The following is a 26,305-nucleotide window of genomic DNA, read 5'->3' as shown; positions in this document are numbered from 1 at the left end:
GATTATTCTGCCTTGTTCTTTATCGCAGCGCTGATCTGTTTCGCTTCCATTGCGATCTCGCGCAGCATACCAGTGGGGGAGACGTAATATCCGCAGAAGTACAAACCTGGGGTCGATGCCTCACGTCCCGTGGAGATCGGCGTGCCATTTTCATCGTATGCTGACTTTTCATGCAGAAACGTATTGACTCTTGGATGATAGCCCGTCGCCAGAATCACCGCATCGAACTCCGCTTCTTTTCCATCGGTGAATTTGATCCTGTTTTCTGCGAAATTCTCCACCCCCGAATACACGGTGACATGTCCCTCGCGGATCAGTTTCATTGTGCCGATATCGATCAATGGGATGTGTTTTTCGTTTTTGATCTGTGTGGCTGGGCCGTATGGCAATTTGCGAAGACCGTATTTCGTGATATCCCCAATGACGGCCCGCAAGATCGGCGCGTTCATTGCATCTGCCATCCAGGCTGGCATGATGTTTTGTACAATGCCGATCGAGAGGATGGGAATCCCTGCAAGTTCCTTTGGGATGACATTCACTGCATTTCGAACAGCAATGCTCGGTCTTGCGCCATGTTCGAACAGGTCAATGGCGATCTCGCCGCCTGAGTTGCCAAACCCAACGACCAGAACGCGTTGTCCCTTGAATGGCGCGCCATTTTTATATTCAGAACTATGGATGATTTTGCCTTTGAATAATTCCCGTCCCTGCCATTCTGGGGTGAATGGTTCGCGGGCATATCCTGTGGCGATCACAAGATTGGATGCATGGTAGAGCGTGTCCTGGGTCTTGATCTCCCAGCGACCATTTTCTTTTCGCGCAGAATTCACTTGCTGATTGAAACGGATGTCCAAATCAAATTTTTGGGCGTACGCCTCAAGATAACCAACCAGTTGATCGCGCGACGGGTAACGCGGATATTCTTTTGGGAATGGCGCAAAGGGTAATTCGGAATTTCTTTTATCGGTATGTAAATGAAGCCGATCATAGTGCCGCCGCCAGACCGACCCAACCTGGCTGCTTTGCTCGAGAATTGTGACTTGGACCCCAGCCTGTTTTAGGCAGGCTCCAGCCGCCAGCCCTGCCGGGCCCGCACCGATGATGATCGTATTATTATCAAGTTTTGGAGTGGACATGCGCCCAAGTGTACCGCAGATGTCCCGCTGTTTTACTGCCGCCCTAATATGTTTCGATTCATTGTCAATCCCCAATACTGAATGAGATTTCGCCCTATATCGGAACGCCTCGCACAATTTGTTATTAATCCTCATAAAAAGATGATGATATATAGCAGGTGTAAATGGTCGAATTTGGCGTAGAATAAAGTTGACGTGGATACTTAAGGAGAAATGCAATGCCTAAACGACATTTTGAAATTCATTACGCAGATCGGATCGGTTGGCTGCGGGCGGCTGTTTTAGGAGCCAATGATGGGATTGTTTCAACAGCCAGCCTGGTAGTGGGCGTGGCGGCGGCGAGTGCTGTCCGCGGTGATGTGATGATCGCGGGGATCGCTGGGATGGTTGCTGGAGCCATGTCCATGGCGGCCGGGGAATATGTTTCTGTCAGTTCACAAGCAGACACTGAAAAAGCAGATCTGGAACGCGAGAAAAAGGAACTTGCGACTGATAGCGCTGGTGAACACCGGGAACTTGCCAACATCTACATAAAGCGGGGGCTGGATCCCGCTTTGGCAAAAAAGGTTTCAGAGCAGTTGATGGCCCATGATGCCTTGATGGCGCATGCGCGCGATGAACTTGGCCTGAGTGAAATCCATACCGCTCAGCCCATTCAGGCAGCGCTTGCTTCAGCCTTATCCTTTGCAGTGGGGGCGGTGCTGCCATTGCTTGCGGTCTTGCTCGCACCGTCAAATTTAATGATCCCATTGGTGGTGGGCAGCTCGTTATTTTTTCTGGCATTGATGGGAGTGTTGGCGGCGTATCTTGGCGGTGCAAATATTTGGATCGGTGCATTACGCGTTACATTTTGGGGATTACTCGCTATGCTGGCAACTGCTCTGGTAGGGAAATTATTCGGAACCAATGTTGCTGGGTAGGTAAGAAAGGCCGTAATTTTTATGCGTTTTCAAACGCCTTTTCAATTAATTTAATCTAAGTTGCCACCTTGTCTTCTAAAATCTCCCTCACCCCGTCCGATATGAATATTTTATCGGGACGATTTCCCCTCTCCCGTTGTGTTGACGGTTCGACTTCCGCTCACCGTCCCGAAACATTGGGGGAATTGAACGGGACACCGCGATAATCTATTGAAATTAAAAACGCTCGAAGACGGCCTGAATCATCACAATGCGCTCTTCTTCATCATTGCGTTTGTCCGCAGCTCTGATTTCGGCCAGCAGATCAGCTCCCATCACAAGATTTTGGATGGTATGTGTGTTTGTCGTACCTGGCGCAGCCGATTTTTCTTGCGTGACATCATCCCACTTGCGGGTTTGAAACCCCGTCGACTCGATCAAGGCGCGTATCTCTTCAGGTTTACGCAGAAAGTTTCCTGTTCCATCGCGTGACCACATGACGGGAAAGATGAGCGGCTGCCTGGGGCCAGCCATCGGCTCCTGAGTGGCGAACAAGCCATTCGGTCGAATGACGCGGTAAATTTCCGCATATAGCCTTTCCTTATCCATGATGTTCATGCCCGAGTTTTGAGTCCAGACGACGTCAAAGGCGTGATCTTCGAAAGGAAGTTCCAATGCACTGCCAGCCTGATGGGTCACATGGTCATTGAGGTGCATCAGGTCCGTGAGCATTCTGCCCGCCAGCACATAAGATTCCGCGAGATCGATCACGGTGACATGACAGCCGAACTCAACTGCCAGCGTGCGCGCAGGTCCGCCCAGCCCGCCGCCGACATCAAGGACCTTCATGCCTGATTTCAAGTCGGCGAGACGCGCGAGGCGGGTTGTGAACCCTTTGCCGCCGCGATGAAATTGATCCAGCGGAGCGAGGTCTTCGAGGGTGAGTGTGTCCAGCGGTTTGCCTGAGGCAATCAACGCATCATAAATGGTCTGACTTAGCCCATCCCGATCCCAGTGATCTTTGATTTCCTGCATAGCGTGGTCATTGTTCATGCGTGTCTCTTTTTTATTTCTAAAACATAGTCATGATCCCGTCATCAGATTATCCACTGCATTCGCCAGCTCCCGCAAATTACTGACCTTCAATACGTTGTTGCAGAGCGGTGCGTATTTTGCCATATCGCTGTCGCCCTGCCACATGGCCGGGGGTTCAGGATTCAGCCAAATGGTTCGGGTGGCGCGGCGGGTCATCAAGGAGAAAATGTCAATACATGGGTCGTTGTAGTTGTTACGTCCGTCGCCAACGATAATAAGAGTTGTCCCGCTGTTCAACGTATCAAGGTATTCATGGTTGAAGTTGTCGAGTGCCCGGCCGAGGTCGGTATTGTAATGTCCGCTGGGCATGCGCCATAAAACAGACTGGATCGCCTCATCGGCATTTGCGCCGTTGAAATCCTCAGAGATGGATTCAAGATGGTCGATGAATGCGAAAGCATCTGTCTTGCGCACCTGTCCCTGCAGCGCAAAAAGAAAACTTAACATCAACTCCGAGCAAAATCGCATGGATGTGCTCACGTCACAGATGACCACGATCTTCGGTTTGCGCACACGATCTTTATATTTGATCTCCATCGGCACACCGTGATATTTCAGGTTCGCGCGGATGGTCGCCTTCGGATCCATATGCCCGCTTTTCATGCGCTTTTGACGCAGGGCGATGCGTGTCCGTAGAACAGCCGCGAGTCGTTTCACTTCACGCTGCAAAACTTTTTTATCGGCATCCGTCAATGCCTGAAAAGGGCGGTTCATCAAATTATCGATATTCTCGTCTCGCGGCCTTTCACTCATGTTTTCTGCAAGCCGTTGACCGGCAAACTGTTCAATCTGTTCCTGCATTCCCTGCATGTTTTGCTGAATCATATTGCGGATCTGTTCGATGCGTTCGCGGTTCATTCCCATCTGCTGGAGTTGCTCCATCAACTCGCGCATCGCCTTCTGGATTTCAGGGAACGCCATCGCGCGCATCATGCGCTGTGCCATCCAGTTTTGATAATTGAGATCGTCCGCCTGATTCAACCCAACGAGTTGACCCAGCGCTTCCAATTCGGACTTCGTGAGCGGCTCGCCATTCATCAGCCTTTCCATACGCTGACGAAGATTCTCCGTAAACTGCTTCAATGCCTCCGCCAGCGTTTGAATTTCCTCTGGCGTAAGGTCGTCTGTTGGATTCCCGCCCATCATCGGCGGCTGCCCCGTGCCGAAGAAAAGCGGAAATAGTTTTTCAAATGTGGGCAGGTCTTTCACATCTTTGATGAGCGTGGCCTGTAAGGATAAACGGAATTGCTCGCGGTCTTGAATTCCCATCAAATCCACGGCGGAAAATGCCTCGGCAGATTCGGCCAAAGACACACGCACTCCGCTGGCGCGCAAGGCTGCAATTAATTGTAAGATTCGGGATTCCATGGTTCAGTTACTCCATCAAGACAGGCCTGTAAGGTCCTGTCAATTTAATGCATCAATTCTTTTCGCAGATCCTCGTATGAATTCAATCCGATCTTTGGTGTGATCTCGTTTTTCCAAATTTCATCCAATTCCTGCTTGATATTTTCTGGCACCGATAACTTCGCACTGCCGACCTGCCCATCCCGCACCTTGGAGAGTTGACCGTCCACGGGCAGCCGCATCGCTGCGCTGCGTTTCTCGCGGATGATGTGGTCTTCAAATTGATCTTCGTGCGCCTGCATAAATTTGATATCTGACTGCCTGACGACGATCTCTTTCAACTCGTCATCGAGCGGGATGCCGATAAATTCTGCCACCCGTTCAACGGTCCGAGGCAGGTCCGCTTTCATGTTTTCGAAACACAACGGCAGGACGTTTTTATCATTGCGATATTCCCACAGTGCTGTGATGTGCTTGAAAACAGCGCGCCCGGGCAGGTGGTGTTCCTTTGCGAAAGTCTCGATGTCAATGGACCCCTTCTCGAAGAAGAAGCCCTCGAAAAAATAATAGTGAGAAAGAAGCGCATCTTTCGGCTCACGTAACACCACAATGTATTTGCCGCCCTTTGGCACTTCGTCCATGGTGCTGTGTGTTTTAAACGCGCGCGGATGAGCGACCTGCGGTGCGTAAATGTCGATACCTGTGTCGTGTGCCATATTGATCCACGGGACGACGCGTGTGATCTCATCGAAATCCATCGAGCCGCGTGTTCTTAATCCATGCACGATCTGCTGCATCCAGGTTGTCCCGCATTTCGGAGGCGTGACGATGAATACATCCGTGGGGTCAGGTTTGTAATCAAGTCCCTTTTGCCATCCCTCTGTCGTTGAAAAAGCCTTCATGCGTTCCTGCATGTCTTGTATCGTGGTCGGGCGTGTAAATCTTTCCTGGTCGGTCATTTTGGTTACCTCTAAAATATGGATTGAATCACCGTACAGATTTTATATTAAGCAGCTGGTTATATCATTACGGCTGGCCGCCTGCTTGAATTTTTTGAATTAGATCGACTTTCTCGCTACTCGCCGAGAAAACGAATTGCTCAGTCACATAAACGCCTTGCGGACATTCACTGCTTTGGATCATATCCAATATCTGTCTGGCAAGATAGCTCGGATATTTGCTTTGACTTTCACTGAGCGGCCCGATCTTGCACGACTTCGCGGCTGGATATTTATCCTTGTTCTCCACAAGATAATCGATTGCTTCGAGATTCGCAACGATGCGCGGCAGGTTCGCGGGATTGAATTTTCGCGCGTAGGGCGGCTTGAGAAAATCTGGGCGCGTGATGTAGTCGATGTTGAAAATGGCTTGCACTTTCCTTCCATCGGGATCCACGTAGCCATAAAGGGCGGTCTGCGAATCATCCCAGCGGGGCGCCCTGCCGCCAGGGAGAGCCACCATATTCCGCAATTTGGGAATCAGGTCCGCGCGATGAACGAGCGTTAACAATTTCCGTAGTTGTTCATCGTTCCAGCGAAGTTCCGCAGTCACGCCGAGTCCATTTGTATTCTTCAAGTTGACATGCCGAAACGTGTGGTTGTAGATCATGGCATCATGTTCGATGCACCACACGATCACGTTTGCCAGTTGAATATCCTGTTCCACCATGCTGCCCTCGCCATAAGGCTTGTCTCCGAGGTTTGCGAACAGCGCCCAGTGAAATCCGAATTCGGGATGTCTTTGGTAGAAATCCCAAGCCACGCCGAGTCCTGTGTTTTTAGCAGGATCCCCGTCGGGAGTCAGTGTAATTTGATTCCTGAAGAAGACATCGTCCATGCTGAAGATGACCGGGCGTTTCCCGTCAGGCACGCGGATATCGCCTGCCAGCCATCTTTCAAGCGATACGGATACATATCCGCTGCGGTAAAGGTTTTCCAATTCCTCTTCAAAATCCAGCCTGCTGACCAGGCTATAAGTAGATGGTCTGTTGGTCTTGAACTTGTGATAAGTAAGGATGGCCGCTGCGGGCTGGCTTTCCCAAACCGTGGCGGTAATATAAAACGGAGGCTGTGTCGGTGCCGCAGTATCCTTTGGAGCAGGGGACGGGGTGGGAGTTGAGGCGGGAAGCCTTTGCGTGGTTTGTGCAGATCTGGCTGTGGGTGCTCCCAGCGAGAGGGTGAGCATGGCAAGAAAGGCAATGATGTGAAGTGTGTTTGGCCGCATGATAGGAATCTCAGCGCCGTCACCTCATTTTATGGAAACCCTTCCAGATCTTAGGGTGATTTTTCCCTGTTCTTTTTTCTGCGTTGGGAGATTTCGTGGAAAGCCATGCCGATATTGGGATTCTCTTTTAGAAATACCCGCGATGGCAACGATCCAGCCAAAAGGAAGATGGTTTTTAATGGTGCGGCAAACCTATTATGGCGGTCTTTTGGCGGATTGTTCATTGTAGTAGTATTGCCATCAGTTCCCGGAGAATCTTCCGAAATCGTCTGCTGGTCTTTGTTTGGGGTGTTGCGGCGGATTAAGCATCTGCCGTTTTGCTTTTTGCAAATCTGCTTCGTGTTTGAGCAGAACCGAAAGAGTATCTTCCAAAATGGTTTTATCCAAATTGGATGCATTCAACGCCACTAGTGCATTTGCCCAATCCAGAGTCTCACTGATGGAGGGGGACTTGCGCATGTCTGCCTTGCGGAGTCTTTGCACGAATTCCACGGCTTGCTGTGCCAGTTTTGGATTCAGGTCTGGCACCTTCAAGCGCACAACTGCCAATTCTTCCTGAAGATTCGGGTAATCAATAAACAAATACAAACAGCGGCGTTTCAACGCTTCAGACAACTCGCGGGTGTTGTTGGAGGTCAGAATCACAAACGGTTTGTGCTTTGCTGAAAGAGTCCCCAACTCGGGCACAGACACCTGAAAATCGCTCAAGATTTCGAGCAGGAAGGCTTCAAACTCCGCGTCTGCACGGTCGATTTCATCGATCAATAATACTGTCGGTTTTTCGCTCAAGATCGCCTTCAACAGCGGACGTTGCAGCAAAAAGCGATTGGAGAAAAAGACATCTTCCTCTTTTGCCAATCTATCCGCTGCTTCGGTCAAGGAGTCGGCTTTGCCAAGCGTGTCGTTCAATTTATCGCGCAGCAATTGCGTGTATAGCAGCTGCTTGGAATATTCCCATTCATACAGCGCTTTGGATTCATCCAACCCTTCATAGCATTGCAAGCGGATCAATTCGCGGCCTGTTGCCGCTGCTATCCCTTTGGCTAATTCGGTTTTGCCCACTCCAGCTGGCCCTTCGGCGAGAAGCGGCTTTCCCAATTTCTGGGCGAGATAAACGATTGTCGCGATTTCGTCTGATGCGATGTACTTTTGTTTCGAGAGTTCACTTTTTACGGTCTTGGTGGAATCAAATACGGTTGTCATGGGGCTCCCAAATGGTGATTAACGATTCGATCTTCTTCCAGCCTTCCCCTTTGGTTACATGTTCAACTTCGATGTTTGTGAAATATTCGTCCAATACGGCGGCGCGTTCCTGCGCCAGAGGCGGCACGCAATAATCCTCTTCCTCCCAAATGGCAACGCCGTCTGAATACCAGCGCGCGTTATCCAGTCCGCTTTGAAGCGCGTTTCCGAACGGGCGCATGACGTTGATCTCCCCCGAGTCCAGCCATTTTCGCAAGTCCTTCATTTTTGATGCGATGGGTTTGGCAGTGACAAGATAATATGCCATCTGCTCCTCCTTCTGATAGGGTGATTCTCTCACACTTTTGGGAATTGCCTAACGTACACTGATTTTCCATAGACGCGTCAGCCTGCGGATTCCTGACGCGTTCGTCATAAATTGATGTTGAAGTATTCCTTCAAAGCCGCCTTGAATTCTTCCTCAGAGCCCAGCATTCTTTCGTTTCTCGCGCCATCTTCCGTGGCGATGAATTTCAGATCGCTCAAGGTAAAACGTCCATTTTCGGTGGCGCGCGAGCAGATTCGCTTTTGCGTGAAATGCGATTTAGGCGATGTCTGATGATACTGACACATGCCCTCGTATTCTTTCATTTGATGGGATGCCAGCGTGAAGCGATACTGTGTCTGCATGACTGGATTCTCATCCCTGTTGTTTTTCTCCGACAAAATAAGCGCCTCTCCCGCCGCCGACAGTTGATACGACATGCCGCCCTGGCTTTGCTCTCCCCGATAGTTGATTCGTAGCGGTGCCTGGAACGAATCTCCGAAACCGACATCCACCAGATATTCTTCATCGAGATGAACCAGCAAGGTCATGTGATCGAACTCAGGACCGAATCCACCATCGTCTGTGATCACTCCCGCCGAAAGCATCGTCACGCGATAGCCAAGCGAGCGCAGCAGCCATGCGAACAGACCGTTCAACTCATAACAGAATCCACCGCGCTGCTGCAAAACGATCTTTTGATACAACGCCTCTTCACTCAAAGTGATCGGCTGTTTGTAATAGACGCTCAAATTCTCGAATGGAACCGTCCGCATGTGTGCCGTTTGCAAGGCGGATACAGTCTGTAAATTTGGTTCCAGCGAACCTTGATATTGAATTCTCGCCAAATAAGTTTGAACGTCCATTGTCATGATGAACCTGTGTAAAACGCCTTATGAAATTCCACTTTGCCTGTGGGTATTTCTTCATAAAATGGCAGTGCCATGAAATATTCTGGGGCAGGCGCGCCTTCATAAACCAGGTTTGGATAAGATTTGAACCCAAAGCGCAGATAATAGATCGGACTGCCTTCCAATACACAGCCTTTTGCGCCTTTTTCTTTCAGCAGGGATAATCCCTCCCGAATGATCTTCGAGCCGATGCCCTGCTTTTGCAACTCGGGCGTGACGGACACAGGACCCAAGCCATACCAGTCTTTATATTCTCCATCGATTGCCACTGCTGAAAACGCCACATGCCCAACGATTTTCCCGTCCAACTCTGCCACTAGGGACAAGGTCAATGCACCTGCTTCGCGCAGTCGATTCACAATAAGGTGTTCCGTCTGGTCGCTGTACGGCTTGCCAGCGAAGGCGGCTTCGGTAATTTTCTCAATGGCGCTGTGGTCGGTCGGCTTCTCAGGCCGAATGAGAAGTTCCATGCTCATTTCTTGATCCAACGCGGCTTGGTCAGCACTTCGGGCTTGAGGATTTCTTCCAATTCTGCCTTGGTGAGCAGACCGCGCTCCAACACGATCTCGGTCACACTCTTGTTGGTGGAGTACGCTTCCTTCGCCACGGAGCTGGCGTTCTCATACCCGATGAACGGATTCAGCGCAGTAACGATTCCAACCGAGCGGGTCATGTGCTCGTTCAAACGTTCATGATTGGCAGTAATGCCCTTCACGCAACGCTCGGCCAGGGTGATGCAGCCATTGCGTAAATAGATGAGGCCGTCAAACAAACTGTGCGCAATGATGGGTTCAAAGGCATTGAGCTGTAATTGCCCGCCTTCCGCCGCAAAAGACACGGTGACATCATTGCCGATGACCAAAAATGCAATTTGATTCACCACCTCTGGGATCACAGGGTTGACCTTCCCAGGCATGATGCTCGAACCCGCTTGAACGGCAGGTAAATTGATCTCACCAAAGCCAGTCCGTGGACCTGACGACAGCAGACGCAGGTCGTTGCAGATCTTCGAGAGTTTGACAGCCACACGCTTCAACACGCCCGAGAGTTGCACGAACGAGCCCACATCCTGAGTCGCTTCGACGAGATTGCCCGCGGTGATGTATTCGATGCCCGTGATCTCGCTGAGATGTTTGCGCGCCAGCGAGGCATAATCAGGATGCGCATTAATGCCTGTGCCAATCGCGGTTGCGCCGAGATTCATTTCTTGAATGAGCAAAGCACCTTCACGTAAACGCTGCTGGTCTTCTTCGAGCATCACCGCATAGGTGCTGAATTCCTGTCCGAGCGTCATCGGTACGGCATCCTGCAATTGCGTGCGTCCCATTTTCAGCAGGTCTTTGAACTCTTCGGCTTTCGCGGCGAAGGCGAGGCGTAATACTTCCATGCCTGCGATCAAATCGTCGATCAAGAATCGCAGCGCAACTTTTACCGCTGTCGGATATACGTCATTCGTGCTCTGGCTTAAGTTGACATGCTCTAGCGGGTGCAAAAAATTGTAGTCTCCGCGCCCATGCCCGAGAATTTCCAGCGCGCGGTTGGCGATGACTTCATTGGCGTTCATATTCGTCGAAGTGCCTGCGCCGCCTTGAATGACGTCCACCACGAATTGATCGTGTAAACTTCCCGCGCGGATCTCTTCGCAGGCTTTGATGATGGCGTTTGCATGTTCTTCGTCGAGCAGGTCCAATTCGCGGTTGGCCTGTGCGCAGGCCTGCTTTACGCAAGCCAATGCCTTGACCATGCTTGGATAGGTGCTGATGGGAATGTTGCTGATGGGAAAATTTTCGAGCGCCCGCGTGGTGTGGACTCCGTAATACACGTTGGTGGGGACTTCACGGTCGCCTAAGAGGTCATGTTCGATGCGATGGTTCACTTTTTTCTCCAGAGTTTTGATTTACGAATCTCCGCGCTCGTGATTTGCCGGGATTCTGCTTCGGCTGAGAGTCAGCCCATGAGCAGCAGGCAGGCCACGGGTCGGCGAGATGCGGTTTTTTATTCCAGGATTTCGGAATGCTTTGACAAAATAATGATACCATTGTGAAAATCAAAATTCATGGGAATTTGTAGTGTAATCTGTCGCGAAACGGATCTGGCTTTATTCGAGGTTTGAAATTTATGAGTGTATCGGAATTCAATTCCCCTTTGCAGGCAAATCGTATTTCCACAAATAGAACGAAACCCGCGCCGGAGACCTATCAACTGCCGCCGTTGATGAAGTCGCGCCCGTTTGGCGTGGATGAGCATGGGCGGAATGTCGGGCGCACGAAGGGGACGGTTATCAGTTCCACTTTGAAATATATGCTGAAGCAAGTGGAATTACGGACGAAGGATGTACAGGCTGTGGGGAAGGCGGAACTTGAATTGGTGCGCCGCCTCAATGCGGCGATCGCCGACCCGCGCCACCATGTGACACTGGAATACCTGCTCAACGAGGGCAATGTATATTCCGTTGAATTCGATCTGTATTTTGCGGAGATCGCTCGGCAGATTTCGGGTCAGGCGTTCGATGAATTTCATTTTACGCGGGCTGTCAACAGCGTACCTGAGTCGATCGCTGTACTGGTACGTCCGCTTTCATTGCGGCAGGTGTACAACCTGCTGCCGCGTTTTGCCGCCAAATTCGCCGATACCGATTTTCAGGTCGTTTCGGTCAAGAGCAATTCCGCCGTGATTCAATGGCGCTGCGCCAAAGAATTGCAAACCCTGCCGCCCGAAATGCATAATGTGTTCATTCATGAAAGCTGTTTGTTCGTGCAGGGATCGCTTTCGCATGTACCTACTGTGGTAAGCGGAGATGTGCCTGCGAAGGTGATCGAACATAAATGCCAGTTGTGGGGCGATGATTGTTGTGAGTATGAATTCGTTTGGGAGACAAGAAGTCTTTTGAATCGTTTGTTCGGTGTAAAGAAGGCCTCGACTGTTCCGAGCATGCCCGCCGTTTCGGCTTTGAGCGAACGCACTCCCGAACTTCAGCAGAAGATCGTGGATTTTCCGCCGCTGCCCGAGCGGATGGTCTTTCATCCGTATGGATTGGATGAGAACGGCAAGCGCATCGTCAACACGGATGCGGCCACCTTGCGAAGTGTCATCGAATACTTGAAAGAGTGCATCGCACGAAACGTCACGGCCTCCCTACCTGCGGATACACCTGTCGCCTTGCGTGAGAAGCAGATCGCAGAAGCGCAGACGCAAGCCCTCGAGATGCTTGTAACCAGACTCAACGCGGCCATGCCAGATTCGCGCTTCCAGGTGACTTTGGAGGATATGACGCGCGACGGTAATTCCTTCTCCGCTGAGTTTTCGTCTTTCTTCGCCATTTACTGCAGCGAGCTTTCCGGTGACCCGAAATTCGATTTCAATCGCGGTGTCAAACTTGCCTATCTTGCGCCGTGGCTCATCCGCCCGTTGACCTTGCGGCGCACCTTCATCATCATGCCCAATCTGGTGGCGCGCTTTTTCAAGGCGGATATCCGTGTGTTCAATGTCACTACGACCAGCGCGGTGATTCAATGGCGGGTGGGAGATCACCTATTGCAGTTGCCCAAGTCTATGCAGGCGCGGTATGTGTATGATGTCTGTCAGGTGTTTCAGGGGGTATTCAGCGAGATTCCGCGCGTGCATTCCAATTTGCTGCCCGCGCAGATCCGCGAGACGAAATGTCAGGCGCATGGCGACGAATATTGTGAATGGGAATTTACCTGGGAAACACCGCGATCGCGCCGCATTTGGGATGTTTTTAAACGCAAACAGATCAAGCCGAACGAGATTCTTTTCAACGCTGTTCCCGCTTCACCCGACCCTGATCTGCCGCCAATGCCCCGAAAACTGATCTCCCATCCCTACGGCATGGATGCGAACGGGAATCCCATCAAAGAACTCAATGGCATCTTTCTGCGTGTGACCATTGATTTCATGCTTGCCACCGTTGCGCGGCAGGCGGCAGGAAACCCTCCAGCGGGGATAAAGGTGGAAGATGCCATTGCACAGGCCCAACAGCAAGCCATGAAGCGTTTGTTGGAGCGCGTGAATGAATGTATTCCTGAATTCCATCACCTGACACGGGAGAGCCTGTTGAGTCTCGGGTACGCCTCCTACGATCTGGGGACGGTCGTGCGGGATGCCTGTAATGAGATCGCGCATGTGCCGAACTTCTTCTTCCATCAGGGATATGCCATCGTACAAAGCATGGCCTATCTTTTGCGCGCTTTTAGCATTAGGCAGGTGTTCAACGTCGTGCCGCGGTTCGCTTCGAAATTTGGTGATGTGGATGTGCGAGTCATACATGAAAACGCATCCTCCGCGACCCTGCGCTGGTATCCCGACTTGATCTTAAAACATTCTTCACCAGAGACGCATCGCCACGTCATTTACATGACCTGTCAAACCATTCAAGGCAGCATGGCATACATCCCGCCCGTGGTGGCAAACCTGCCTCCCGCACAGGTGCGCGAGGTCAAATGTCAATTGCATGGCGATGAATACTGCGAATGGGAATTTACCTGGCAGGTGCCGCGCCCGTCACGCTTCCGCACGGTGTGGGCGGGCGGCGCAATCGCAGTTTTGTTCTTTGCCTATGTCTATTTTCAATTGCCAGGCTGGCAGTGGACGAACTGGTTTGCATTGTTATTCTTCCCGATATTGGGCGGCTGGTTTCTCAATCGCTGGTCTTTGCGCGGATATCAACTGGATCAGCGCGAAAGACTCTTGATGGAACAGCGTGATGCCTCCGAGCGGCAATACGATGCCCTGCAAAAATCGAATGCCGATCTGCAGCTTGTGAATGTCGCCTTACAGGAAAAGATCGCCGAAGTGACCGCGCTCACCGAAACACTCGAACAACGCGTGGCTGACCGCACCCGCGAAGCGGAGGAAGCGCGTCAACTGGCCGAGACCGCCAATCGTGCAAAATCCACCTTCCTTGCGAGCATGAGTCATGAGATCCGCACACCGATGAACGGCATCATCGGCATGGCAGGCCTGCTTTTCGATACACGCCTCACGTCCGAACAGCGCGAATTTGCCGAAACCATTCGCAGCAGCAGCGATGCCCTGCTCACCATCATCAATGATATTCTCGATTTCTCCAAGATCGAAGCGGGCAAAATGGACCTCGAGGCCCAGCCTTTCGATTTGCGTGAATGTGTCGAAAGCGCCGTGGATCTGATTGCATTGAAGGCCAGTGAAAAAGGCCTTGAGGTCGGTCTGCTCATCGAGCCGAACGTGCCCGAAACCGTGATGGGTGATGTCACCCGTTTGCGCCAGATCCTCGTCAACTTGCTGAGTAACGCCGTCAAATTCACCGAGAAGGGCGAAGTCCTCATCACCGTTCAGCCCGAAGGCTCGCTCCTGCACTTCTCCATCAAAGACACGGGCATCGGCATTCCCGCTGAACGCCTCACTTCGCTCTTCCAATCCTTTACGCAAGTGGATGCCTCCACCACGCGCAAATATGGCGGCACCGGGCTTGGGCTTGCCATCAGCAAACGTCTCTCTGAAATGATGGGCGGAACGATGTGGGTGGATAGCTTCGCTGGGACAGGTTCCACCTTCCATTTCACGGTTCATACCCCGCCGACAACTGCCACAACACCCCCGAAATTGATCGCCCCGATTCAACTGCGCGGCAAGCGCATCATGATCGTGGACGATAACGAGACCAATCGCCGCATCCTCACCCTGCAATCGGAAAACTGGGGCATGCGCCCGGTTGCCTACGCAACCCCGTTGGAAGCCCTGTCCGCCATCCAAAGTGGGGAGCGTTTCGATGTCGCCGTCCTCGATATGCACATGCCTGAGATGGACGGTGTTTCTCTTGCAGCGGAGATTCGTAAATACGAAGCTGCCCATCACATCACAACGCCGCTCGTCATGCTGACCTCCCTTTCCTCACGCGAAGAATTGGACGCGATGGAATTCTCGGCCTTCCTCACCAAACCAGTCAAACAGTCTGTGCTGTATAACGCCCTCATTGAAGCGCTTGCCATTGAAGTTATCAAACCAGTGAATGTCGCTGCGCTTGAACAGCAATTCGATCACACCCTGGCCGAACGCATTCCCATCCGCATTTTGCTGGCCGAGGATAATGCTGTCAACCAAAAGCTGGCGCTGCGAATGCTTGACCGCATGGGCTACCGCGCCGATGTCGCCGCCAACGGTCTTGAAGTTCTCGAAGCGTTGGGCAGGCAATTCTACGATCTGATTTTCATGGATGTTCAAATGCCTGAAATGGACGGGTTGGAAGCCACCCGCGCCATTCGTGTGATGCCCAGCCTTGCGCGTCAGCCGCGCGTGGTTGCCATGACCGCCAATGCCATGCAAGGTGACCGTGAAATGTGCCTCGAAGCCGGCATGGACGATTACGTCAGCAAGCCGATCCAGGTGAAGGAATTGCAAAGAGCCATCGAAGAGATGGCTGCAAAAGCGGACTGAAATCCGCTCTCCGAAAGCGGAGAAATTATTTCCCCACGAGGGCGTTATAAATTCTCAGATTCGCTTCGAGTTCTCTTTGCGGCGTGAAGGCTGTTTGAATCGTTTTTCGCGCCTGTTCCCCCAATTGTTTTCTTTGCTGTTCATCTTTCAACAGGGCTTCGATTTCCTGCGCCAATGCTTCCGCGTCGTTGACAGGGGTGAAGCGTCCGTTCACACCATCTTCCAACACATCCAGCACACCGCCGACGGGTGTGGCGATAACAGCCTTTCCGCAAGCCATCGCTTCAAGGACAGCATTCGGCATTCCATCTCTTAATGAAGGATGCACAAACACATCCATCAATGAATAGTAGGCAGGCAGGTCTTTGTGGGGGACATGTCCAGTCACGACAATTCGATGTTCAGGATTCAACGCTCGGAATTCGTCAAAGAGTTTTTTATCTTCGCCTTCGCGGATTTCGCCGACGATGAGCAGGGAAACGGGCATTTCCTTTGTGACTTGCGTGTAGCCACTTAAAAGAGTGGCCAGCCCTTTCTTTTCACGCAGTTCACCAACAAAGCCGATCCTAAAGCTTACAGCACTTTCCCTTTCTTCTTTCCTTTCCCTCAACCCAATCGCCTCCGCCAACATCTCATTTCGCTCCATCGGCTTGAAACGCTCGGTATCGATCCCGTTGGGGATGAGGTGAATTTCGCGGTCAATAAATGCTTTGGCTTTCTTTGCCAATTCGCTGGCGTTGGTTGTGACCGCACTTGCATTTTGCAGGGCATACATCACATGCGAAAACTTTGATGGGTCAAAGGCGGCGCGTTCGATGTCATTGCCGCGGATGGAGACTACGCTGGGAATGTTCAAATACTTGCCTGCATACGTGCCGACGAATCCTGCCTGCGGAAGAAAGTAGGCGTGGATCAGATCAAATGGTTCGCGCTTGTGTTCTTCGACGATGAGTTCAAACCAATCCACGAGTGTATCGTCCGCGCGTTTGTGTGCGCCGAAGCGAGTGACGCTGACTCCGTTTGAGGGGAGAGTCTGTTTTTCGGAGGCTGGCAGGTTTGGGCTTGGAGCAAAGACGCGGACTTTATGTCCAACAGAATCAAGCAGATGACCCAAACGTCCTGTTGAGATTGCGAGACCGCCGATGTCTGGTGTATACTTTTCTGAAAGCAATGCAATTTTCATGAGGTGTCTCAATGGCTGAAAAATGTGAAATGATTATTGGTTATCTTGTTCCGCATCGCTGTGAAAACCCTGCGTTGGGCGCGTGTGTTAAGTGCGGGCGCGGTTTTTGCGATGAGCATACCAATCAGACAAGAGAGGGGCGGGTATGCCTGGCCTGCCAGCAGGGATTGGAAATGCCCGTTGCACTGCCGATCGCGGCGGCTTTGTTCACGCCAGCCGATCTGAGCACATTCGATCGCTCCCGAAGTATGAATGACATGGATGATGAGAGCGGGGATTTGTTTTCTGATTTGAGTTGATTTTTTACCACAAAGGGTCACAAAGGTACACGAAGGAAAAACTTTGCAGCCCTTTGTGGTGAATTTAATACGGCCCAACCATATCCCAGATCTTTTTATTTTCAACAATAAAATCATCGCAGCGCTGACAGGGTTTCAATGAAGGCGGGTGCATTTTTTGGCGCACATTTTGATATGCCAATCCTTCCCAAATTTCCTTGAAGGATTGTTTGCGGATATCGCCCAGCGGGGGAATTTGTTCGCGGGTCATGCAGCACACATAAACGAAGCCGTTGAAATCAATCAGGCTATGCGTCCACGGGGCGAAACAGGGATGCTTGCCATAGTAACCGAATGCGTATCTTCCAGCGCGTCCCAACCTGACCTCGGACTCGTCTCTACCAAATGGGAATGCGTCTTCATCTGCGATGGTAATGCCTAATTCGCTCGCGCGTTTTTCGATGTGTGGCGCAATCTCTTCGTTAAATAATGCAATATCTTTTTTGCGCATGGATAGATGCTCGCCGCAGTGATCATCCACAGGGATTAAGTTGATCCCATCCGCGCCGAGTTCGTGGGCGAGATCGGGCAACGTGGCGAGGCTGAAATAATTATCGCGGCTGACCACCGTGTTAATGCGGACAGTCAATTTTCCCTTGTGAGAATATTTATTGAAAAGCGAAACAGCTTTGGTGGTCAGTTTGAACGAGCCTTCCACACCGCGCACCTTTTCGTGCACTTTGCGAATGGGTGAGTCGATGGAAACGTTCACGCCGCGCAATCCCGCTTCGATGAGGGCTTTGGCTTTTTCCTTGTTGATTAGCGTGCCGTTCGTTGTGAGCGTGACGCGCATTCCCAGCCCCGTGGCGTGTGCGACCAAATCAGGCAACTGCGGGCGGAGCATCGGCTCGCCGCCGGAGAAATGAATTTTCTTCGTGCCAAGTTCAGCGAGTTCTGTGATGACTTCCTTGAACCTGTCCATGGAAATGGGCGCTTCGCGGGTTTCGCGCCAGTGTTTGCACATCTCGCATTTGAGATTGCAACCGTAGTTGATCTTAATCTTAACGTAAAGCGGCTTGAACGCGCGCGCATTCAAAACCGCTTTTTGGAAGTCGTCTTTTTCTGTGGAAATGGTTTCAAGGCTATACATGGCTAAGGTCTTTGACTCGGAATAAATTAATAAGGTGTCGCCAATTGTAACACCCATGAGGTGCGTATATTTATCCCTTGACGTAAGACAATTTTTCGAAGATCAAGCCGTTTTTAAACTGGAAGATATCTACTCCGCGGACGTGTCCTTTTTTGCCTGCTGTGTCCACCCAACTGTATTTCCAGCGCATGATGCAGCGAAGCCCAAGGCCGAAGACTTCCTCGATCTCGATATGGGCCTGTGGTGACTCGCGGAAGAAGTCCGCCCAAAATTTGGTGACGGCTTCCTTTCCCGAATATCGTGTGCCATCGGGGGCTGGGTCGGTGTTTTCGAAGACGCAGTCTTCCGTCATGAGATTCATCATCCCTGCGACATCGTGGCGGTTGAAGGCCTCGTTGAACTCGATCACAGTGCGGACGCCCGATTCTATTCTTGACATGCGGATTGGACTCATACAACATCTCCTTGCCGTAAAATCAAACTTAGATTTTTTCGATCACTCTCGCATAGAAACTGCATGCGTCAAGGATCTGATCCACTTTGCAGCTTTCATTTCGCATGTGAGCGAGTTTGTATTCTCCGGGACCAAAACCGATCGTGGGAATTCCCATGCTGACAGGGGTGACTGCGTTGGTGCTGAAATCCCAGAAATCATATTGAGCGGGTTCGCTCCCGAAGTTTTCCTGATATGCGGCAATGCAAGCCTTTGAAAGTTCGTGGCTCAAATCGATCTTCCACGCAAGGTGGAATGGCTCGTACGTAATTTCCATGCCCGTCCAGCTTTTTCGGTGGAGGGTGCCCACTTCCCAGCTCGCATTTTTGTCTTTTATAAGCTGATCCATTTCGCGGCGGATGTCGTCTTCTGTTTCGCCTGGGATGATTCTTCTATCCAGATACACTTCGCATTCGGAGGGGACGGCATTCAAGGATGCACTGACACTGGATATCCGCGACATGACCAGGGTTCCCCGCATTTCGCCCTTTCTCATAAGCTCGAGGTTGGCTTTGTCGACACGTTGGATGATCTCAGCCATTTCGTAAATGGCGTTTACGCCCTTTTCAGGCGCAGACCCATGTGCGGATACGCCGTGGGTTTTGATCGATACCTGCGCCTTGCCTTTATGCCCAAGCGTGATCACGTTATCTGACGGTTCGCAGATCACCACGTACCCTGGCTTGAGATCAAGCTCCTTGAACAAATGCTTCAGGTTTTCCCCGTCGCAATCCTCTTCGAATACCGTGCAGGAAACATAGACTGTTTTGCCAGAGGTGAAGCCCATTTTCTTTGCAATGGCGCCAGCGTAAATGGAAGCAGCCACCGCAGATTTCATATCGACAGAGCCCCTGCCATGCAGACGCCCATCCACGATGTCGCCGCTAAAAGGAGGAAAGTCCCATTTGCTTTCGTCTTTGACCTCAACCGTGTCAACATGCGAGTCGAATAAGATCGATTTTTCGCCGCTACCGATTCTTCCGAGAATATTCCCCATGGAATCAATGGTTACTTCATCGTATCCGAGGGCAATCATTTTCTTTTCGATGAGTTTGATGACAGCCTCTTCCTGCCCGGAAAGGCTTTTAGTCCTAACAAGGCTTTGGGCAAATTCAACAAGCTCTTTTTTTATTTCTGGCGCGAGCAGATCGGATGAATTCATTCTTTTCTCTCTTGCATTTTAGGCTGGCGATCGTTTGTTGTATATAAAAGTCAATGCTGTTGATAAAGTTACAGTCAGAAACACCAATGCGAAAAGTGTAACTCTTAATCCCCCGCCTTGCCCGGCATTGGTCAAACCTTCACGGGCGAGAAAAACGAGGTTGAGGAGAAGATATAGACCGATGGAGCCGATCGCGATGGATAAAAAAATCGCACCGACTCTACCTGACGCCGCAACTGCCAGCCATAAAAGTAGAATCATATTCGCAACGACACGGATGACTTCTAATTGGTCTGTGGCGGCGTGGAGGATGATATCAAGGATCTGGATGACTGCAATTGCAATTCCCAGGGCTTTCAATGTTGTACTTTTATCCATTTAATTTTGCCTTCTTAAGGCGAACAAGGTGTCTTCATTTCAACCCGCGATCAGCCAGTTGGTTACATAGGCGGATAGCGGAAGGTAGATGGTCTCCGACAGGATGCCTGCAACGGCTTCCTTCCAGGTGTAGTTTGGACCAATGGTTTGCCCGATTTCACCCATGACGAACATCAGCCACCATAGGAAAGCATAGAGTATCCACTGTCCGCTCAATGAATTACGGGCGAAATGGAAGATCAGCACAAATGCGATGGCTGTTCCGATCTTTGAGATCAGCACGCTGACCAGAAAGCGTGCCGGGGACGCGCCTTCCGGTGACTTTAGGCCTGCCACCACTGAAGCAAGACCATATATCAGGAAAGGCACAATATAGATAATGGTCAATACAAAAAACACGCTCAATATCACGTTTGTCATTGCGAACCACCTTTCATTGTCAGTTTGTACGGACAGGTCAATTAATGACTTATATTAGCAGGCATATAAATTGTGATATGAATCTATAAACGTTGTTCTTTTTATTTGTATATTCTTTCCAATTCCGTTTTGATCTTAATTATCAGATCCTTATGCTTTTCATAGTCAAAATCGATCGGCTCAACATTTTCCCAATAATATTTAAAGGGATTTTTTGTTTTGAATTTTTCATCTTCCCATTCATACCTTGGGTGAATGTGTACATGCAGGCCGATATCCGCATTCCCCAATATTGAATAATTGATCAGCCTGGCACCAACGGCTTTTTGCAGTGCCTCGCCCGCAATTGTCATTTCCTTCATGAATTTTGTTCTTTGATTTATTTCAAGTGAATGAATATTCTCAACCACCGGGTCTGACAAAAAAACGCAATATCCAGGAATGTTTTGATTGTCTCCAAGTACAAGCCAGCCAGTGTCCATTTTGGAAATGACAGTTTTGGTTTCTCCCTTTCTCGCCAGGTCAACTCTTTCATATATCATGGATTTATATTTTTGATTCATGATTATCCTTTTGTCCACAGGCATATACTCGCGGACCGTGACGCTGTGCGGACAGGTTTTTTTCGTCGGGCGGAAAGGCCGAGGCGTAGAAAACTGCTTGGGCGAAGTGGCAGTCACCAGCGTTTTGTCGATCCGTTTGTTATTTCGAAGTTGAGACTCCGCGGATAGTTTCGACCATTTGGCGAATAGCTTCAACCACTAAACCCGGTTGGTCAATTTGGATTCCATGACCACTTTTTTCAGCAACTAGCATTTGACTGTTTGATGATTGTTTCGCCAGGTCTTTTTGTAGTTCCTGCCAAACTGTTTCAGCCTGTTCTGCTTGTTCGACAGGCATGCTGGCGAATAAATCAGGAATGCCATGCCGTATGACGGTTAGTGGAATATTTCCCAACGAGCCAGTTGTGCTTAATTGCCTGTCGCTCTCACCGCTTGCGGCTAATTCATCAAGATTACTTTGAAAGTATTTGGGCTGAAAACCAACTTCAAGATACATGGGTCGTATTTCAGGCGGCAATTTCATTACGATTGATGGGGCGGCTTTTTCTCCTGCCAATTTACCTAAAAGCGTTAGCGCACCCAACCGTGAAGCCAGTAACATGACCTGATACATTCCCTTTCCAGCCGTTTCTAATTTTTTCCATGCGGGCGGCATTTTTGAGTTAATGGCTTCGTGTCGTGCATCAAGCAATATGACACCAGCCACTTCATCAGGGAATTTTTTTGAAAAAAGTCGGGCTGTGTGACCGCCAAATGAAGCGCCGACCAAGATGTATGGTTTTTTGATTTCCGCGTTCGTCAACAAAGTGTGTAACTCTGTGACAATTTGTTCGCTGGTACGGGGTTTCGGACCAGAGTCGCTCCAGCCGAACCCTGCGCGATCATACGAACTAACGCTGGTGAATTTCGCTACTTCGGTTTGAACTAGATTCCAATCCAATGACCAGCTTGCGCCGCCAGATTCGAAGATGACTGATGGGCTTCCTTCGCCAGTGGAATAGATATGTAATTGATGACTGCCCACGTCTACCAGCTTGCCGATCGGAGGATGGGAATTAGGGCTCATGTAAATCGTTTCCTTAAAATGATGCAATGTTTCTAATGGGAGGTGCTGAGGCGGAGCAGAAAATCTCTATCAAAGTAGAAAAGGCTGAGGTGTAGAAAACTGTTTGAAGTGAAGACTGGCGGCAGAACTTTCAATAGCCCGTTTTGAGCCTGTCTGAGGGTTCAAAACATATGTTGTTGAGTGGATGTTATATTGCATAAACTCCATAATTCTATTTTAGAAGCCATTCCAGTGCTGGCATGCTTTCCTGGAAAATTGATATTTTAAATCCTTGATTGATACATACAGTCTCAAAAAAACTAAAATGCTTTACATGGTCTGGCTTGATGATTTCTGCTATTTTCACCCCCATGATAATCCCTACCACTCTGAGCAGCTTTGGGCGATCATAGATTTCTATTATTTTCCCAGAAACACTTTCAATATTACGATGATCAATTAGCACTCTGGTGATTCTGTGCTGCTGCATTGTTTCTGTTATTGTTTTTGCCATATTTAATGAGCCATCTTTATCAGCGACTCCTTTGGTGATTACTTCCATATACTTTTCTTCGCTATGTATTCTAATTTCCCATTCCATTTGCACTCCTATATTAGGGTTTCTGCTTTTTCTGCCCAACGACTTACGCTGGCGGACTATTCTTCTGAAGCGGACAAGCCCAGGGCATTTTTTGTTGGCACGCTCTCGTTATTCACAAGGATTGAACCCAAAAGTATTCTCGACAACTCCATGAAGCACCTTGTAAATGGACTGACCTATTACACCTTCAAAGTCCTTCTGAATACCCAAAAACGCTTTCCAGCGGGGAACACTAAATTCATTTACTCCATGCCTTAATGCTACATCCATTAAGCGTTTTTCAACCAAACAATACCCTGATGGAAGAGCGATCGCATCGCAAAGCTGAATGAGCCTATCATATTCGTCAAACTCGATTTTTGAAAGATATTCATCCAAAAAATCTAATTCTTGCTCTGTGCAATCCCATTTACCCGCGACAGAATTTATATGTTTCAGGGGAAATACATGGGTTATGCAAATTCGGGCTGCGTAATCAAAACCTTTTTCTGTGAGAAAGTGATAACCGTCAAGAGTATGGCGCATATCTGCAACGCCCGACCGCCGTCCAATATCATGGAGATACCCCAAAATAAAAGCAGCTTGCGAATCAAGCTTTGGATGATGTTGTGCGATTGACTCTGCCGCTTTCCCAACAAAAAAAGAATGTTGAACCCAGGGCCCCGGGTTCAAGCCTTGCGCTTCTTTGATAAATGCTTCAGCTTGTTCGAAAGAAGGAATGTTCATATACATTTGCAAGATTTTATGCTGGAAAGGATCTGTCAAAAGCTCTCGGTTGCGTGACAATTTGCGCCCGTGGACAGTCGCCGTGGCGGGTGTGGACTCTGCTTGGGAGCAGAAAAAACTCGAAGCCAAATCCCTCTCCAAATACGACCAGCGCACATTAAGTCCCTTCACAAATTTCAATGTCGCATTTGGGGATTGCGAAGCAGTCCGATGGACGGGTGGGGCAGGTGCACGCTTTGTTGGGTAGTTACCGTGATTTCAAAACACGCTAACTGCTTGAAGAACTGAATTTTATCGCTTTATTTTTGAAACTCAAAGATGGCTAAATTATTAATCTGCCATCCCATGTAAACCAGAACGGTGTCGCCTTTTTTTTTTTGGGGGGAAAAAAAAGGGATTGAAAATTTTTTTTCAAAAAAAAGGGGAATTTTCATTTGAATAAAATGTTAGCCAAAAAATCGAGTTTGATAATCCAATCATTAATACAGCAACGATAAAACCCAAAACAATATTAATTAGCCCTCGAAATTTTACTTTAGTTAAGCAGTAAATTGAGCCAATCACGACAATACCTAATAGACTCTATCGGAAATTAAATCGGGACGCTGATTCGCGCGGAAGACGCAGATTTCTCTTTTTTCGAATCAGCGTTTTTCAGCGTCCAAAACAGGCTCTTTGCTTATTACCGATAAAGTCTAATATATCTACGGCAAGATAAATAATAGCGATAATTGGGAAATACGAAAAGCTATTCGTAATGATCCAATCAAAAAGGCCAACGCTCCAAAACCATAAAGTTAATAATATTACCCACAATGTCATGGCTGCGATGCTGAAAGGCGTTATAGATTTCATGCCTTTGAAAATGACATATTTGACTTGCTGGAGCATTTGTTTGCTATCCATGATTCTCTAGTAAACAAATTTAGCAATAACTGTCCAACGGTTTGCGTTACTTGCCCTGTGGTTTCGGTCTGAAAGATTCATTGGAAAGTTGGTGGACTTCAGTGGTGATAATAAATTCACTCAAATTCGAGTCCAGAATTCCCTTCAACTCAATAAAATTATCTGTGCTGGTTTCAGTGAATAAAAAGCCGAAGACCGAATGTTCCTTGTAGTCAATTTTTCGCAACTCTAACGGCTTTTCGAAATTGGCAAGCAACTTCTCAAAATCGAAGTCGGTGATGTGGTTTACATGAACGCCTGTTGAATTATCCAATACAACGAGGCTGTAGAGTTTGCCTTCTTTTCCTTTTAGCGCCTCATCCCAATTTGGTTTTTCCTGCAAAAAATAACACAGGTATGGATTGAAACCATACGCCAGGTGAAAAATATCCGCAGTAGTACACCAGCCGCCAAAGCGCATGGGATTGACTTCGATGGGCATCAAGACGCCGTTTTCTCGCCTGACCTCGATGTGGACTGGGAAGTTTTTCAGTTGAGCCAGTTTGCCGATCCTGCCTGCGAAATCGGTGAAGTCTGCCAGATTTTCTTCGATGATTTCTCTTGACGTGGTATAGACCCTGTCGCTGACATCGGTTTCGGATGCGAATGTGTGCTTGAGAATGCTCAGCACCACAGGCTCGCCGCTCGCGTTGAAATAGGCATCGAAGGCGTATTCGTCGCCGTTGATACATTGTTCGATGATGAATGAACTGGTGTTCAAGACCGTTTCGGGATACACACTCTTATTTTTATCCATTTCAGTGAAGATCGAATCAATGGTGCTGAGCCAGTCCGCATGGCTGATGACTTTGCGAACACCCATGCTGAAAAATCCCACCGCGGGCTTGATGATGAATGGCAGGGGTATATCTTTGATCTCAATCCGGTTTAAATCCTCCACGCAGACTTCTTTGAAATAAAAGTCTGGAAACATGGATTGGGTTAGTTTCCTGAATTTCACTTTATCTTTGAACAAGGCTATTTTTTCAGGCAGGTCGCTGAATGCCAAATGTTTTGAAATCCAGCCGATGGCGTTTTCAGATGTGGTGTAAATTCTTAGGTCACCAGAGGCACGCGCCATTTCAACTGCCGCTTTTTCGCTGATGATATTTGTGCCACTGTACAATCCCAGCTTTTCTGCGATCTCGGTGCCTACCACTGGAATATTGTTATCCCTGATCGTCTGCTTGAAAAAGTCTGAGATGTAAGGTTTATCTGCAAAGAACATGAAATACTCCTTTGATGATTTTGAACTGCTTTGACAGCCCGCTGATTTTTCCTCCATCACTTCCGTGCAAGATAAAAGACTTTGGAACGTTCAGAACTAAATTGGTAATTGATACAACAAGGCTAAGCTCCAAGGTGACTATCAATTTTCTATAAATTGTATTCAAACTCAAAACGAGAACCATCTTGGTTAGCAAGACAAAATCCCGTCCCGCTTATTTGTTGGAGTTCTCCCAACCCTGAGCCGGTGATGATATTAAACGTGGAATTGACCACACCATTCTCAAAAGTACCTCGTTCTTCAACAAAAAAACTTCCTTCTTTTCCTGACAACTTTCCGCTAAACCTGAGCAAGCCAACAAAAATGGATGAAGAATTGTGCTGATTTTTGGAATCAAAGTGTTTGTAGAACATCAAATACTCTACAGATTCCAATCCTTCGGCTTCTCCCGTGAAACATATTCCACAGATACTTTTATCGTTTTTGTATCGGAAGAAATTTCTTGGTCACTTCTTTCATCCCATTTCTTGACGGTAAAAGTTCCATTTGTTTTCATATTGTTTATCTTTTTCGATAGTGATAT

General features: G+C 49.1%; 27 protein-coding genes. 4 read left to right on the top strand and 23 right to left on the bottom strand.

What is annotated here, in order from left to right; all coding sequences use genetic code 11:
• Nucleotides 1-2 precede the first annotated feature (2 nt).
• Entirely contained in the window at nt 3-1,136 is a 1,134-nt protein-coding gene (locus IPI86_RS21370) for an NAD(P)/FAD-dependent oxidoreductase (RefSeq protein ID WP_345300054.1), read from the bottom strand.
• Nucleotides 1,137-1,354: 218 nt separating this feature from the next.
• Here IPI86_RS21370 and IPI86_RS21365 point away from each other — a divergent pair, with 218 nt between their 5' ends.
• The gene (locus IPI86_RS21365) at nt 1,355-2,056 is read left to right on the top strand and encodes a VIT family protein (protein WP_345300053.1); all 702 of its coding nucleotides are present in this window, start codon (nt 1,355-1,357) and stop codon (nt 2,054-2,056) included.
• Between the two features lie 216 nt (nt 2,057-2,272).
• Here IPI86_RS21365 and IPI86_RS21360 read toward each other — a convergent pair whose 3' ends face one another.
• The 9 genes from IPI86_RS21360 to aspA form a co-directional block, all read right to left on the bottom strand.
• Nucleotides 2,273-3,088: a methyltransferase domain-containing protein gene (locus IPI86_RS21360; RefSeq protein WP_345300052.1), complete on the bottom strand. Its 816-nt coding sequence runs from the start codon at nt 3,086-3,088 to the stop codon at nt 2,273-2,275.
• Nucleotides 3,089-3,118: 30 nt separating this feature from the next.
• Nucleotides 3,119-4,498, bottom strand: coding sequence for a VWA domain-containing protein (locus IPI86_RS21355; protein ID WP_345300051.1), 1,380 nt, complete (start codon nt 4,496-4,498; stop codon nt 3,119-3,121).
• Between the two features lie 44 nt (nt 4,499-4,542).
• Entirely contained in the window at nt 4,543-5,436 is an 894-nt protein-coding gene (locus tag IPI86_RS21350; protein WP_345300050.1) for a sulfotransferase domain-containing protein, read from the bottom strand.
• Nucleotides 5,437-5,503: 67 nt separating this feature from the next.
• The gene (locus IPI86_RS21345) at nt 5,504-6,700 is read right to left on the bottom strand and encodes a hypothetical protein (protein WP_345300049.1); all 1,197 of its coding nucleotides are present in this window, start codon (nt 6,698-6,700) and stop codon (nt 5,504-5,506) included.
• A 240-nt stretch (nt 6,701-6,940) separates the two neighbouring features.
• Nucleotides 6,941-7,903, bottom strand: coding sequence for a MoxR family ATPase (locus tag IPI86_RS21340; protein WP_345300048.1), 963 nt, complete (start codon nt 7,901-7,903; stop codon nt 6,941-6,943).
• On the bottom strand, nt 7,887-8,210 hold the full coding sequence (locus tag IPI86_RS21335) for a hypothetical protein (RefSeq protein WP_345300047.1): 324 nt from the start codon (nt 8,208-8,210) through the stop codon (nt 7,887-7,889). The genes IPI86_RS21340 and IPI86_RS21335 overlap by 17 nt, the downstream gene beginning before the upstream one ends.
• Nucleotides 8,211-8,314: 104 nt before the next feature.
• Nucleotides 8,315-9,079, bottom strand: a complete 765-nt coding sequence (locus IPI86_RS21330; protein WP_345300046.1) for an arylamine N-acetyltransferase — start codon at nt 9,077-9,079, stop codon at nt 8,315-8,317.
• Entirely contained in the window at nt 9,076-9,588 is a 513-nt protein-coding gene (locus tag IPI86_RS21325; RefSeq protein WP_345300045.1) for an N-acetyltransferase, read from the bottom strand. Before IPI86_RS21325 ends, IPI86_RS21330 begins: the two co-directional genes overlap by 4 nt.
• A 2-nt stretch (nt 9,589-9,590) precedes the next feature.
• Nucleotides 9,591-10,994: an aspartate ammonia-lyase gene (gene aspA / locus IPI86_RS21320; protein WP_345300044.1), complete on the bottom strand. Its 1,404-nt coding sequence runs from the start codon at nt 10,992-10,994 to the stop codon at nt 9,591-9,593.
• Between the two features lie 242 nt (nt 10,995-11,236).
• Between aspA and IPI86_RS21315 the strand changes: the two genes are divergently transcribed.
• On the top strand, nt 11,237-15,550 hold the full coding sequence (locus IPI86_RS21315) for a response regulator (protein WP_345300043.1): 4,314 nt from the start codon (nt 11,237-11,239) through the stop codon (nt 15,548-15,550).
• A 25-nt stretch (nt 15,551-15,575) separates the two neighbouring features.
• Here the strand turns inward: IPI86_RS21315 and IPI86_RS21310 are convergent, their stop codons facing one another.
• The gene (locus tag IPI86_RS21310) at nt 15,576-16,733 is read right to left on the bottom strand and encodes a glycosyltransferase family 4 protein (protein ID WP_345300042.1); all 1,158 of its coding nucleotides are present in this window, start codon (nt 16,731-16,733) and stop codon (nt 15,576-15,578) included.
• Between the two features lie 11 nt (nt 16,734-16,744).
• Between IPI86_RS21310 and IPI86_RS21305 the strand changes: the two genes are divergently transcribed.
• Complete coding sequence (locus IPI86_RS21305; RefSeq protein ID WP_345300041.1) at nt 16,745-17,032, top strand: hypothetical protein; 288 nt, start codon at nt 16,745-16,747, stop codon at nt 17,030-17,032.
• 64 nt (nt 17,033-17,096) lie between these two features.
• Here IPI86_RS21305 and IPI86_RS21300 read toward each other — a convergent pair whose 3' ends face one another.
• The 9 genes from IPI86_RS21300 to IPI86_RS21260 all read right to left on the bottom strand — a co-directional run bounded on the left by IPI86_RS21300 (nt 17,097) and on the right by IPI86_RS21260 (nt 23,549).
• Complete coding sequence (locus IPI86_RS21300) at nt 17,097-18,161, bottom strand: radical SAM protein (RefSeq protein WP_345300040.1); 1,065 nt, start codon at nt 18,159-18,161, stop codon at nt 17,097-17,099.
• A gap of 70 nt (nt 18,162-18,231) precedes the next feature.
• Nucleotides 18,232-18,615: a nuclear transport factor 2 family protein gene (locus IPI86_RS21295; protein WP_345300039.1), complete on the bottom strand. Its 384-nt coding sequence runs from the start codon at nt 18,613-18,615 to the stop codon at nt 18,232-18,234.
• A gap of 28 nt (nt 18,616-18,643) precedes the next feature.
• Entirely contained in the window at nt 18,644-19,816 is a 1,173-nt protein-coding gene (locus IPI86_RS21290) for a YgeY family selenium metabolism-linked hydrolase (RefSeq protein WP_345300038.1), read from the bottom strand.
• 18 nt (nt 19,817-19,834) lie between these two features.
• The gene (locus IPI86_RS21285) at nt 19,835-20,194 is read right to left on the bottom strand and encodes a hypothetical protein (protein ID WP_345300037.1); all 360 of its coding nucleotides are present in this window, start codon (nt 20,192-20,194) and stop codon (nt 19,835-19,837) included.
• A gap of 39 nt (nt 20,195-20,233) precedes the next feature.
• Complete coding sequence (locus IPI86_RS21280; protein WP_345300036.1) at nt 20,234-20,614, bottom strand: hypothetical protein; 381 nt, start codon at nt 20,612-20,614, stop codon at nt 20,234-20,236.
• 101 nt (nt 20,615-20,715) lie between these two features.
• Nucleotides 20,716-21,177: a hypothetical protein gene (locus IPI86_RS21275; protein WP_345300035.1), complete on the bottom strand. Its 462-nt coding sequence runs from the start codon at nt 21,175-21,177 to the stop codon at nt 20,716-20,718.
• Between the two features lie 139 nt (nt 21,178-21,316).
• Entirely contained in the window at nt 21,317-22,270 is a 954-nt protein-coding gene (locus IPI86_RS21270) for an alpha/beta hydrolase (protein WP_345300034.1), read from the bottom strand.
• 184 nt (nt 22,271-22,454) lie between these two features.
• On the bottom strand, nt 22,455-22,823 hold the full coding sequence (locus IPI86_RS21265) for a hypothetical protein (RefSeq protein WP_345300033.1): 369 nt from the start codon (nt 22,821-22,823) through the stop codon (nt 22,455-22,457).
• A gap of 108 nt (nt 22,824-22,931) precedes the next feature.
• Entirely contained in the window at nt 22,932-23,549 is a 618-nt protein-coding gene (locus IPI86_RS21260; protein ID WP_345300032.1) for an HD domain-containing protein, read from the bottom strand.
• 49 nt (nt 23,550-23,598) lie between these two features.
• Between IPI86_RS21260 and IPI86_RS21255 the strand changes: the two genes are divergently transcribed.
• Nucleotides 23,599-23,796 (top strand): hypothetical protein, encoded by a 198-nt coding sequence (locus tag IPI86_RS21255; protein ID WP_345300031.1) that lies wholly within the window; start codon nt 23,599-23,601, stop codon nt 23,794-23,796.
• Between the two features lie 407 nt (nt 23,797-24,203).
• On the opposite strand, the gene IPI86_RS21250 is transcribed toward IPI86_RS21255, so the two are convergent.
• The 3 genes from IPI86_RS21250 to IPI86_RS21240 form a co-directional block, all read right to left on the bottom strand.
• Complete coding sequence (locus IPI86_RS21250) at nt 24,204-24,455, bottom strand: hypothetical protein (protein WP_345300030.1); 252 nt, start codon at nt 24,453-24,455, stop codon at nt 24,204-24,206.
• A 46-nt stretch (nt 24,456-24,501) separates the two neighbouring features.
• Nucleotides 24,502-25,722 (bottom strand): ATP-grasp domain-containing protein, encoded by a 1,221-nt coding sequence (locus tag IPI86_RS21245; RefSeq protein ID WP_345300029.1) that lies wholly within the window; start codon nt 25,720-25,722, stop codon nt 24,502-24,504.
• A 149-nt stretch (nt 25,723-25,871) separates the two neighbouring features.
• A complete protein-coding gene (locus IPI86_RS21240; protein ID WP_345300291.1) occupies nt 25,872-26,183 on the bottom strand; it encodes a DUF3224 domain-containing protein in 312 nt (103 codons plus the stop codon).
• Nucleotides 26,184-26,305: the final 122 nt, after the last annotated feature.

The organism is Candidatus Villigracilis affinis (genome assembly GCF_016705895.1).
In the GTDB taxonomy this organism is placed as follows: domain Bacteria; phylum Chloroflexota; class Anaerolineae; order Anaerolineales; family Villigracilaceae; genus Villigracilis; species Villigracilis affinis.
The sequence above is the reverse complement of the archived record's forward strand: the minus strand, read 5'-3'. Positions and strand labels throughout refer to the sequence as shown.